Genomic DNA, 11,978 nt, shown 5'->3' with positions numbered 1-11,978 from the left:
ATTGAAAACAATAACAGACACTTACGCTGAAAGTACCAATCCAGAATCCAATTATAAATAACATCACTGGAAGAAAACTAACCACTAAAGGATGCTGGCATTAAAACGAGTAAGGTACACAATAGGATATACAGATGCGTTTCGCTTTAACCACATTAGCCGTATCGGCCGCACTTGTCGCCGGATGCAGCAATCAAGGAATAACAACCATGGACCACAACTCTCCATCGCAACTCATCGCACATCAAACCCAAGCTCCCGTAGCTAAGAAAGTCCCTCATGCAATGACGATTCATGGTAATACCCGAATCGATGATTATTACTGGATGCGTGATGATGAGCGCCAAGACCCAGAGATCTTGCAGCATCTTGAGCAAGAAAACCAGTACGCAGAGGCCGTGCTGAAACACACTGAAGCATCACAAGAACAGTTATTTGAAGAGATCAAAGGCCGAATCGAAAAAGACGACCATTCGGTTCCAGTTCGCAAAGGCAGCTACTACTACTCGAATGAAGTCACAGGTGACAACGAATACCCAGTTCACTTGCGTGAAAATGACTTTTTAGGTACAGACAAGCAAGTCATCTTAGATGTTAACGAACTAGCAAAAGACCATGAATTTTTCAGTATTGGTGGCTTAACGATCAGCCCAAGCGAAAACTTGTTGGCCTATGGCGAAGACACGCTGAGCCGCCGTATTTACACCATCAAGATTAAAGACCTCACGACAGGTGAATACCTAACAGATGAAATTGAAGGGGCTTCGAGCGCGATTGCATGGCAAAACGACAACCAAGCCTTTTACTACATCAAAAAAGATCCACAAACATTACTTGGTTATCAAGTTTACCGTCACGTTTTGGGCACACCTCAGACAAGCGATGAGTTAATCTACGAAGAAACCGACAGCGCTTACTACACCTCTTTGAGCAAAAGCAAAGATGGTGAACAGGTCTACATTTGGCACTCGAGTACAGAAACTAGCGGTGTTTCAGTCATAGATGCCAACAACCCAAACGCTAAAGCTGAAGCTTTCTACCCACGAGAAACGGGTATCGAGTACAGCATCGCTAAGCTAGGTGATTGTTACTACATCTACACCAACTACCAAGCGGTCAACTTCCGTTTAATGAAAGTCACTGCTGAAGAGATGCATGACCGCTCTAAATGGGTCGATGTCATTCCTGCTGACGAGAATACTCAGCTTGTTGACTTCGAGCTGTTTGATGACCATCTGGTTTACGAGCAACGTGCGAATGGCTTGTCTACAGTGAAAGTTCGTCAACTCTCAACAGGGAAAGAGTTCCCACTTGAATTTAACGACACTGCTTTTGCTGCTTACCTAACAAGTAACTATGAATTAGATAACTCAAAAGTTCGCGTCTATTACAGCAGCTTAACCACACCAGGTACTTACTATGATTTCGACCTAAGTTCAGGAGAATCCGAAGTCATGAAACAAACACCTGTATTGGGTGATTTCGAAGCGGATAACTACCAATCAGAGCGAATTATGGTAACGGCTCGCGATGGTAAGCAAGTACCTGTGTCTTTGGTATATCGCAAAGACTTATTCAAGAAGGACGGCACTAACCCAATCTACCAATACGGCTATGGCTCTTACGGCTCTACGATTGAACCTACCTTCAGCTCAACTCGCCTAAGCCTACTGGATAGAGGTTTTGTTTTTGCGATAGCTCACATCCGCGGTTCAGAAATGCTTGGTCGCCCTTGGTATGAAGATGGCAAAAAACTGACCAAACAAAATACGTTCAACGACTTTATCGATGTAACCAAAGGGCTGGTTGAAGAAGGCTACGGCGCACAAGATAAAGTGTTCGCCGTTGGTGGTTCTGCTGGCGGTCTATTGATGGGCGCAATCATCAACCAAGCACCAGAACTGTACCGTGGCATCGGAGCACATGTTCCGTTTGTAGACGTTGTCACAACCATGCTTGACGAATCGATTCCTCTCACCACCAACGAGTATGACGAATGGGGCAACCCGAACGAGCAAACCTATTACGATTACATGCTAGGTTACTCACCATATGACAATGTGAAGGCTCAAAGCTACCCGAACATGTTGGTAACAACAGGCCTGCATGACTCACAAGTGCAATACTTTGAACCCATGAAGTGGGTGGCGAAGCTGCGTGAGATGAAAACAGACAACAACGTGCTGCTGTTCAAAACCGATATGGAAGCTGGTCACGGTGGCGCTTCCGGTCGATTTAAGCGATTAAAAGAAGACGCACTTGAATACGCGTTCTTTTTAGACTTGCTAAAGACTCAGTAGATTCTGCGTAAAAGTGAGTATTCACACCATTTTGTCGCCATTTAGGGGCGACAAAATGGCGACAGAAATTATTAAGCATGCTTAAATACGATTAATCATGAAACCCACCAAATCAGCAAGCCCTTGAAAAGCAAGCAATCACAAGGGTTTACGAGAGGTATAAAAACAAATGAAAGTAATCAGCTTCAACATCAATGGCCTTAGAGCCCGTCTTCATCAGCTTCAAGCTATTATCGATAAGCACCAACCTGATGTGATTGGTCTACAAGAGATCAAAGTGCACGATGAAGCCTTCCCGCTAGCCGATGTTGAAGCTATGGGTTACAAGGTCTACTTCCACGGTCAAAAGGCTCACTACGGTGTGGCTATGCTTTGTAAGCAAGAGCCAATTTCGGTACAAAAAGGCTTTCCTACAGACAATGAAGACCATCAAAAGCGTATGATCATGGCGACGTTTGAAGATGAAAACGGTGAGAAGGTCACTGTACTAAATGGTTACTTCCCTCAAGGCGACAACATTAAGCATGAAACCAAATACCCGTACAAGCGCCAGTTCTACAAAGACTTAATGACGTACCTGAACGATTACCACAACAAAGATGAACAAGTGATCGTAATGGGCGACATTAATATCAGCCCTACCGATATTGATATCGGCATTGGTGAACCTAATGCGAAACGTTGGTTGAAAACCGGTAAATGTTCTTTCCAACCAGAAGAACGCGAATGGTTGAAAACATTGATGGATTGGGGCTTTGTGGACAGCTTCCGTTTACTACACCCTGAAGTGAACGATCAATACTCATGGTTTGATTACCGCTCAAAAGGCTTCGTGGACAACCGCGGCCTGCGCATTGATGTGGTACTTGCGACTCAGAAGCTTGCTGACAAGTGTACTGAAGCGGGCATCGACTACGAACTACGCGGCATCGAAAAACCGTCAGATCACGCGCCAATTTGGTCGACGTTTAAGTAGTTACTTTTAGGTAACAGAACTTAGCCATATCAAGTAGCTGGTAAATCGTGTTCACTAGGCTAACCAGAAGCGAATAACGAAAGAGAGGAGTTAATATCTCCTCTCTTTTTTCTTCGTGACTCTATCTGCCATATACCTAATTAAGCGGCCAAGCGGTCGTGCCGTCAACATCTAACGGCGTCTTAGCAAATTCATCTAAGCAATAGCCTTGATTAGACGATGCAAAATATGTCAAAGGCATGTTACTTAGACTAAGAGCTGTGACTTGTTGCTTCGCTTTATCACTGAAACTGAATCCCCACATATCTAAGTATTGCTTCATATCCCTTTCTGCTACGTAGCTTAATGCGATAAGCAACCAGTCATTGTTGGTGATGCCTTCGGCTTCTTGTTTGGTGTAATCAGAAAAACCAATAGAGCCTTTACCGTTGTTCCAAAGAGTATCACTAGCTTTCAAGCGATTAAACTCGCGTTCAATCAAGTGTAAGCGCCCTAGTAAATGCCAACCTGAATTCAATACACCTTGCTGCTCAGTCAACATCATCATTTGAATGAACATACGAGCCCCCCAACTCCAACCCGTTTGATTTTGAGCCGCCATAAAAGCGTTTGGATCTGGTTGAGTTCGGCTCTGCTGTAAAAGTTGATACTGCCCTTTAAAGTCTAGGCTTTGGCAAGACGATACCTTTGCCGTATCTTTGTAATACTTTGATTTACTGAAATACGAATAGTAGTTGGTTGTTGAGTGGCCTTCCCACCCAGAGAATCTAAAACGTCCTCTTTCCAGTCCATGACCAAGCTCGTGCAAATCACCATGCCCTAGAGGATGAAAAGACCAATAAGCATCGTAAGGGTTTCCTGAACAACCGTAACCACAAGTCGCTTGATCGGCATTCATGTGCTTTACAATATCAATGTTCGCAATTTCCCAGCCCTTTGCCTCTCCGTATTGGTGTATTTCAGCAATTTCATCAATTCCTGGCCCTTTGAAACCCGCAAGTGCATGAGGAAGGTTGTGTACGTAACGCTCTGTGGCGAGAGCCATATCATGCGGCTGTGCCCAATCAGAAGCTCCGATAGACTCTTTCATCTTGTCTAGTTTAGAGTGAACTTCAAATCCGGGAGTCACCAACTCAGCCCAGTCAAAGTTACCTTCTTCGAGCTGCGCGACAAAGCTATCGTTGTCCGCTTGACTTCGCCAAACAGGGTGTTGGGCAACATTTTCAAAACGCAGCTCTACATCGATATCGTTGGTATCAAAATGAACTTGTAATGTCCCGCCATAGGCAGAGGTCAGGTATATCGTTTCTCCATGTTTTACGGGGTAAGTTACCGAAGTCAAAAACTTCGGCCTTGCATAGCCGTCTTTACCCGAAAACTCATGAGTCGCACCGCTACGTAGTGTGTTAAGGGCAATCGACGTTGCCACTTTGTTATTATCTAATCGCGTCACTTTGATCGTCTTACCCGGTAAGGCATATACACCCGCCGCACGGAAGTTTTTCTTTGACTCTAAAGTAATAATCTTGGTGATGAGAGGGACATTCTTAAAGTTCTTGGTGCTGAAGTTCCCTAAACTCGGCTGTGCTGCGTTATGTTGTCGAGTGTTGTATGTCGCGTAATCACTGTAATACGACCGAAGAAAGTCGATTCTATCTGTTACGTCTTTACCCATTGGGTACTTAACGTCTTGTCGGTAGCGATCAGCAAGTAGCAGTAACAGCTTTTCATATTCGTAGTTCTTGGATGCAAAGAGATCAATTTTTTTGCTATCAAGCGTCGTTAGGTGTGAACGAATACTGTTCGCGGCCTTATAGAACTCTTCATCCATGTTGGACTCATCTGGGCAAGATTTGTCATCACATAAATTCAAGTCAACAGTGAAACTATCGAGTTTCAGGCGCTGTAAAAGTGCTTGTTGTTTGACGATATTATCTGGCATTCGATCAATCAGTTGCGTTGAATCCCAATTTGACAGCCCTAGCCTGCGCCAATAGTTATCACCAACATACGTCATATGCATTTCTGCAAATAGTGCGTTGCCTAAGTCCGTCATACCGCCATCAAGATGCAAATACAGTACGGGGATCTTTTTGTTGAACGCCAAACGTAACCCCGTCATTACATCGTTAATTTCGTCACCATCATTTAACTTTTGAGACAAAATCAATAAATCAGGGTTGTTCGTTTCAATACATTGGCTTAATTTGCTGCCGTCACAGGCGTTGTCATCATTGATAACCATCGAAGGATTGATGTTGCTCGTTAGCCAGTTTCGCGTTGCTTTGTCATCAGGAAAATAATAAGACTGCTCCATCTGAGCCAAGACAACATTCTTAGGTGAACTTGTGCCTGATGCCCAACCCACCAAGTTTTTTAACCACACATCCATTTCTGCGTTGACTGAATCCGTTGAACGTTGCTTAGTTCGAAATGGGTTACTTGCTAACGCAGCGTAACGACTACCGCTCGATGTATAACCTGCAATACCAATCGCAAGCTCTTGGTCAGTATATCCACTCTGCATCGCTTTATTGGTTTGCAGGATGACATCGTTGAAGCCGTAAGTTGGTAAGATTATCGCGGCATCGTGTGTTGGATCCCAATGAAGATTGCGCAGCGGCGTGCCGTCTGAATTTTTAGACAGAGACTGTTTAATTTGACTGTAATCGGATTTGTATTGGGCAACGAGCGCTTGGCTGGCGTCAATAAACTCATTGGCATTAGATACAAGGGATGCATCTCCGGATTCAAGCGCTTTTTGTACCGCCGTTTTACTCGGAGGTTGAGCGGAATCACTAGAACCACCACATGCAGAAAGTAGTAGAGACGACGGCAAAATTAGACACAAAGATAAGATGTTTTTTTTCATTGTTATACGACACTCAAAAAAATTGGAGCAAGTGTATCTATGGGTTCACTTAAGTCAATTGATTCGACTAATGGGTTCGTAATTTATGGAGTGAATTTAACAAATACCACTTAAACTTATTGGTACCCGAACAATTGAATTGAAATTAAAAACGGCGCTACAAGAGCGCCGTTTGTCTAAGAAAATCTGTATCGTAGAGTTAACTTAACGGCCTTAGGTAAGCAAGGAAACGCTTCTCTGCGAATTTGAAAATCGCAATGATGATAAACGTTAGCGCCATGTAGAATAGACCTGCAGTTAGGAAAGACTCGAATGGAGCGTAGTAGCGAGAGTTGACCAAACGTGCAGCACCAGTTAGATCCATAATGGTTACGATACCTGCTACCGCTGAACCATGAAGCATAAAGATAACTTCGTTACTGTAAGCCGGTAATGCACGACGTAGAGCACTTGGTAAAATGATGCGGCGGTATGTCTTGGGTGTGCTCATACCATACGCTTTTGCTGCTTCAACTTCACCTTTCGGTAATCCGTTGATTGCACCACGGATGATTTCTGCGGTGTATGCCGATGTGTTCAGAATAAACGCGACCAATGCACAGAACCATGCGTTTTCCCATAGTGTATCTTTTACTGGGAAGAATTGGTCCATACCGTAGTAAATCAGGTACAACTGCACCAATAACGGCGTACCACGGAAGAAATAAATGAACGACCAAGCTGGTGCATTAATCATCATATTTGGACTGTTACGAGCGATAGCTAATGGTATGGCTACGAATAAGCCAACAATCAAAGCGACACAAACCATCCAAGCCGTTGTCCACAAACCACCAAGGTAAATCGGCAGGCTTTCAATTATCAATGAAAAGTCCATAACTACCTCGCGTGGATACTGAATTTACGTTCAACCAACTTAAGTAAGCCCGTCGAAACACTGGTGAAGAATAAGAAGATGATTGCTACCGTCATATAGAAGGTAAATGGCATTTTGGTTGAACCCGCCGCCAGAGCGCTAACACGTACCATGTCTTCAAGGCCAATAATAGAAACCAGCGCGGTAGTTTTTAGTAAAACCAACCAGTTATTACCAAACCCCGGCAGTGCGTGACGAATCATTTGCGGTAATAGAATACGACGGAACGCTAAAACAGGGCCCATGCCATAAGCCTTTGCCGCTTCCATTTCACCGCTGTCGACAGCCATTATCGCACCACGGAAGGTTTCTGCCATGTACGCGCCGAAGATGAATCCAATGGTTAAGACGCCAGCAATGAATGGGCTGACATCAATATAATCAGGTAGGTAAGCGGTCCATTCGTGGTTAGGGTCACTTGATGTGAACCACTCATTGAGCCACTCATTGATGGAATACAAACTGTTGTTTAAAAGGATTTGTCCACCAAAGAAAATTAGCATCATCAATACGAGATCGGGTATACCTCGAATAACGGTTGTGTAGAGGGTTGCAATTGCACGAGCCCAGCGATAAGGCGCGAGTTTAGCTAAGGCACCTAGCATACCAAGAACCATAGCTAAAATTAGCGACAGTAAGGCAACTTCGATTGTAAGCACCGCCCCTTTCAGGATCGACGCTTCATATCCTTGTAAATCAAACATAATGAATTCCAACAGAACTGCGAAAAAGTTGGTAAGACAGGGAGAGGTGAGCCTCTCCCTTAAGAAGTGACGCTAGAGATTACTTACCGTATACGTCGTAGTTGAAGTATTTAGCAGCGATATCTTGGTAGATGCCTTTTTCACGTAGTGAAAGGATTGCAGCATCTAATTGCTTAGTCAGATCTTTGTCTTGCTTACGTAGAGCAATACCAAAACCTTCACCGAACCATTTAGGATCAGTTAGTGATGGACCAACAAACTCGTAGTCTTCACCACCCGCTTTGTTTAGTACACCTTCTTCTAGAGCAGATGCATCACCCAGTACAGCAGCAACACGACCGTTAGCTAGATCAAGGTAAGCTTCGTCAAATGAACCGTAACGAACGATTTCTACTGTGTCGCCGTAGTTATCTGTTAGGTACTTGTCGTGAGTTGTTGCACGTTGAACGGCAATTTTTTGACCACTTAGATCATCAAAGTTAAGGCCTGCATCTTTTTTAGCGATGAACTTGTTCGGGATAAGTGCGTATTTACCTGTGAAATCGATCTTTTTCTTGCGCTCTTCCGTGATAGACATTGCCGCAATGATCGCATCATATTTACGAGCAAGCAGAGAAGGAATAATACCATCCCAATCTTGTGCAACGATCTTACACTTCACCTGCATTTCAGTACAAAGCGCGTTAGCCATATCGACATCGAAGCCTTTCAGCGAACCGTCAGCTTCTGTCCAGCTAAATGGAGGGTAAGCACCTTCAATACCGAAACGTACTGTTTTCCATTCTTTTGCTTGAGCTACGCCCGTTGCAGCAGTTGCAGCAAGTGCCGCGACTAATAACCACTTTTTCATATCCCTACTCCTGTGATTTAGGTTTTTATGTTTTGCTAATTTTAATATTGTGTTTGTTGTTACTTATTAACTTACTTGTTGTGTTTCATTGTTAACACTGTCGCCATTTACCTTAGCAACAGCATTTCAATTCTGATTAGTAAATCGATGAGATAAATTGTTGTAATCGCTCAGATTCAGGCTCAGTAAACAGTTTAGCTGGATCGCCCTGTTCTTCCACCAAGCCTTGATGTAAGAACATCACATGATTTGATACGTCACGAGCAAAAGCCATTTCATGTGTTACCACAAGCATGGTTCTTCCTTCTTCTGCTAGATCGCGCATTACACCAAGTACTTCCCCTACTAACTCAGGATCAAGTGCCGATGTTGGTTCATCAAAAAGCATCACTTCAGGATCTACCGCTAATGCTCTTGCAATCGCCGCACGCTGTTGTTGTCCGCCAGATAAATGACCCGGGTAGTAGTCTTTGCGTTCATATAGCCCTACTTTCTTCAGTAGCAGCTCAGCATTTTCAATCGCTTGTGCTTTAGGTACACCTAAGACATGAACAGGCGCTTCGATAACATTTTCGAGAACGGTCAGATGAGACCACAGGTTGAAACCCTGAAAAACCATTGCTAAGCGAGAACGGATTCGCTGTACTTGTTTTTCATTGGCAGGAACAGAAACACCTTGGCGGTTGTTTTTCATTTGAATTAATTCGCCATTAACCCAAATCTCGCCAGCGGTAGGTGTCTCTAAAAGGTTGATACATCTAAGGAAAGTACTTTTACCCGATCCTGAAGATCCGATAATCGATACTACATCGCCTTTATGCGCAGAAAGTGAAATTCCCTTTAAAACTTCATTTTGACCAAACGTTTTGTGTAAATCCTTTATGTCCAGCGCTGGTACATCTTTCATGCGCTTTCTCTCCCAAGTTTGTGAAAATGCAAGGTACTCCGACCTTTTCATGCGATACAAACTAGCACCACACGAAACAACATGCAACAAATTATTAACCTGATAATTGAGAATAAATAGCGATTAGTTCTGACTTGTTATGCATCAAATAGCGTTTTAATCTCAATTTACTGAATGAAATGTATCGACCAACTGTAATTGCAACTCTGACATTGTTTAAATAAAGTTAATCAAAATGAGATTCTCGTAGCCCTATGCCTCACAAGAAAAACACGTTTTGTGAACTTAAAAACTGCGCTGCCAACAAAATTTAACACCCGCAGTAGTACACCAAACTCACTATACGAGAACGTTATTTGAAGGTTATTGAGTAGTAAGAACGTCACGAATGAGTAAAAAGTAAATGGTTAATAGTGAAACCACCCAATAAGTAAGAGGTATCCGGCTGATGCTATGTAGAGCAAGGCATGAAGAAGATAGGTAACGTCAATTTGTGAAAACTAATTACACGATTAATCAACGGTACGTTAATGAATCGCTGTGTTTTGTAGCTTTCTTTCACATAAACTCATAAAGTGATCAAGATCAATCACCCTAAAGGGTAAGCTTGTTAAACTTATCAGCAAAGAATAAGGCGTTAAAAATGCCAATCATTTCTTTTAACTTAGCTGCATAAAGCACATCAAAACCGTGCAACATAATATTAATAAGTTATAACTAAGAAATAACGCAATTACGCGAAATTTTATAATTCAATTTTAGAATTACTAACATAAAAATATGAGGAATCTATGTCAGACGTTGTGAATAATGCGAACTCTGAAGTAGAAGAGAAAAGCTATAAAGAGCTACACCGCCCTGCTTCTGAATTTGAGAGCCGCTCAGATTACTTAGATCACGAACTTCAAATCATGAAGCCTCGTCGTTTTGGCCTAAACCTTCCAGGCCGTGATTTCCGTTTTGAACTTGAAGATCTTGTTCCTGCACTTGCTGGTACCATCGGTATCATCGCAATGTACTCAGCAGTAATGATGTCTTGGGCTGATGGCTTAACTCAAGCTTGGGATCACGTCAACCTAGGTAAAGACTTCGCAATTGAAGTTGCTCGTGTAGAAATGCTGATTCCTGCACTGCTGTTCTGTATCCTTGCTTCTGGTTTCTTCAACCCGAAAGCAAACCTTGCCGGTAACCACGGCCCAATGATCCCTCTTATTGGTACCATCGCTCTCGCTGGTGCTCACCCTCTTGCATTGGCTATCCTTATCGGTGTCTTCGGTCTAATCCTAAGTTTCCTAAAAGGCGGCTCCAAGCTGGTTAACCTGACTTCGGAAGGTACCGCTGGTGGCTTGCTCATTTTCTTAGGCCTAACAGGCACCATGAGCCAAATTAACTCAATTCAAGCATGGGCGGTTGGTCTTCAATCTTCTACTGTTGAAGCGGGTAGCATGGGTTACGTTGGTTTAATCGTTCTTGCTATTACTATTGCTATCTATGCTTTCTTAGCAAAAGTGAACAAGCGTTGGTTAGCTATCCCAGTTTGTGCATTCACAGGCCTTGCTATTGCATTAGCATTGGGCGCTGGTTTCGATATCGTATTCGAAACTGAAATGGGTATCCCAAACCTAAACCCAGTTTACTGGTGGGGTTCGACTTCTGAAGGTTGGATGCTTGGCTTGCCAAACGTTGAACACTTCATCGCTTCTCTACCATTCGCAATTCTTGCCGTAGCAATGTGGTCGCCAGATTTCCTAGGTCACCGTATCTTCCAAGAACTGAACTACCCTAAACGTTCTGAAAAAGTTCTGATGGATGTTGATGACACAATGACTATGTGTTCTGTGCGTCAAATGGTAGGTACAGCGGTTGGTGGTGGTAACATCACTTCTTCTTGGGGTACTTACATGATCCCAGCAGCAATCGCGAAACGTCCAATTCCTGGCGGCGCAATCTTGCTTGGTTCTCTATGTATTATTGTTGCGATTCTTGGTTTCCCAATGGACGTTGCAGTATGGCCACCAGTGATGCGTGTTGCGCTACTTGTAGGTGTATCTTTACCTCTACTTGAAGCGGGTATGCAAATGGTTAAGGATTCAAAGGATTCTCAAGCAGCTGGTATCTGTATCTTCGGTTCAGCGGTTGTTAACCCTGTATTAGCATGGGCTCTGACTATGCTTCTTGATAACAACGGTCTAATTGGTGATAAAGAGCGTGCGAAGCGTCTATCATTTGTAGATAAGATTGTAATCCCAGTTGGCGTTTTAGTTATCTGTTTAGTAGCAATGCTTGCAGTTGGTATGCTAGAAAGTCAATATGGCCTAAAAGCTTGGCTATAATGCTCATTACTACACAAAAGTAGTATTGGGATTAAAAAAAAGTTTGGGTGGCAACCCCTGCCACTCAAATTTTTTCAACTTTTTTTGGCATTTATTGATTTAGTTTAAGGTTTACAGAAA

General features: G+C 43.2%; 8 protein-coding genes. 3 read left to right on the top strand and 5 right to left on the bottom strand.

The annotated features are described in order from the left end of the window. Positions 1-209: 209 nt before the first annotated feature. Together OCV30_RS05625 and xthA are read left to right on the top strand one after the other, a co-directional pair. Positions 210-2,300, top strand: a complete 2,091-nt coding sequence (locus OCV30_RS05625; RefSeq protein ID WP_065678766.1) for a S9 family peptidase — start codon at positions 210-212, stop codon at positions 2,298-2,300. Between the two features lie 169 nt (positions 2,301-2,469). Further along, the gene (gene xthA, locus OCV30_RS05620; RefSeq protein WP_017102068.1) at positions 2,470-3,276 is read left to right on the top strand and encodes an exodeoxyribonuclease III; all 807 of its coding nucleotides are present in this window, start codon (positions 2,470-2,472) and stop codon (positions 3,274-3,276) included. A gap of 136 nt (positions 3,277-3,412) precedes the next feature. Here the strand turns inward: xthA and OCV30_RS05615 are convergent, their stop codons facing one another. The 5 genes from OCV30_RS05615 to OCV30_RS05595 all read right to left on the bottom strand — a co-directional run bounded on the left by OCV30_RS05615 (position 3,413) and on the right by OCV30_RS05595 (position 9,525). Next, entirely contained in the window at positions 3,413-6,148 is a 2,736-nt protein-coding gene (locus tag OCV30_RS05615; RefSeq protein ID WP_065678767.1) for an ImpA family metalloprotease, read from the bottom strand. A gap of 199 nt (positions 6,149-6,347) precedes the next feature. Next, the gene (locus OCV30_RS05610) at positions 6,348-7,025 is read right to left on the bottom strand and encodes an ABC transporter permease (protein ID WP_009846321.1); all 678 of its coding nucleotides are present in this window, start codon (positions 7,023-7,025) and stop codon (positions 6,348-6,350) included. A 2-nt stretch (positions 7,026-7,027) separates the two neighbouring features. After that, a complete protein-coding gene (locus tag OCV30_RS05605) occupies positions 7,028-7,768 on the bottom strand; it encodes an ABC transporter permease (protein WP_012603591.1) in 741 nt (246 codons plus the stop codon). Between the two features lie 79 nt (positions 7,769-7,847). Next, a complete protein-coding gene (locus OCV30_RS05600; protein ID WP_065678768.1) occupies positions 7,848-8,618 on the bottom strand; it encodes an ABC transporter substrate-binding protein in 771 nt (256 codons plus the stop codon). 136 nt (positions 8,619-8,754) lie between these two features. Then, positions 8,755-9,525 (bottom strand): ABC transporter ATP-binding protein, encoded by a 771-nt coding sequence (locus OCV30_RS05595; protein WP_004736532.1) that lies wholly within the window; start codon positions 9,523-9,525, stop codon positions 8,755-8,757. A 791-nt stretch (positions 9,526-10,316) separates the two neighbouring features. On the opposite strand from OCV30_RS05595, the gene OCV30_RS05590 reads away from it, so the two are divergent. Next, entirely contained in the window at positions 10,317-11,858 is a 1,542-nt protein-coding gene (locus OCV30_RS05590; RefSeq protein ID WP_016767646.1) for a DUF3360 family protein, read from the top strand. Positions 11,859-11,978 lie beyond the last annotated feature (120 nt).

Origin of the sequence: Vibrio atlanticus (assembly GCF_024347315.1) — a bacterium.
In the GTDB taxonomy this organism is placed as follows: domain Bacteria; phylum Pseudomonadota; class Gammaproteobacteria; order Enterobacterales; family Vibrionaceae; genus Vibrio; species Vibrio atlanticus.
Note: the sequence above shows the minus strand (reverse complement) of the source record. Positions and strands in the feature narration are given on the sequence as shown.

Bases quoted from the DNA above. Each gene is read 5' to 3' on its own strand.
- OCV30_RS05590 (WP_016767646.1), top strand. From the start codon at position 10,317: ATGTCAGACGTTGTGAATAATGCGAACTCTGAAGTAGAAGAGAAAAGC.
- OCV30_RS05605 (WP_012603591.1), bottom strand. From the start codon at position 7,768: ATGTTTGATTTACAAGGATATGAAGCGTCGATCCTGAAAGGGGCGGTG.
- OCV30_RS05625 (WP_065678766.1), top strand. From the start codon at position 210: ATGGACCACAACTCTCCATCGCAACTCATCGCACATCAAACCCAAGCT.
- OCV30_RS05600 (WP_065678768.1), bottom strand. From the start codon at position 8,618: ATGAAAAAGTGGTTATTAGTCGCGGCACTTGCTGCAACTGCTGCAACG.
- OCV30_RS05615 (WP_065678767.1), bottom strand. From the start codon at position 6,148: ATGAAAAAAAACATCTTATCTTTGTGTCTAATTTTGCCGTCGTCTCTA.
- OCV30_RS05595 (WP_004736532.1), bottom strand. From the start codon at position 9,525: ATGAAAGATGTACCAGCGCTGGACATAAAGGATTTACACAAAACGTTT.
- OCV30_RS05610 (WP_009846321.1), bottom strand. From the start codon at position 7,025: ATGGACTTTTCATTGATAATTGAAAGCCTGCCGATTTACCTTGGTGGT.
- xthA (WP_017102068.1), top strand. From the start codon at position 2,470: ATGAAAGTAATCAGCTTCAACATCAATGGCCTTAGAGCCCGTCTTCAT.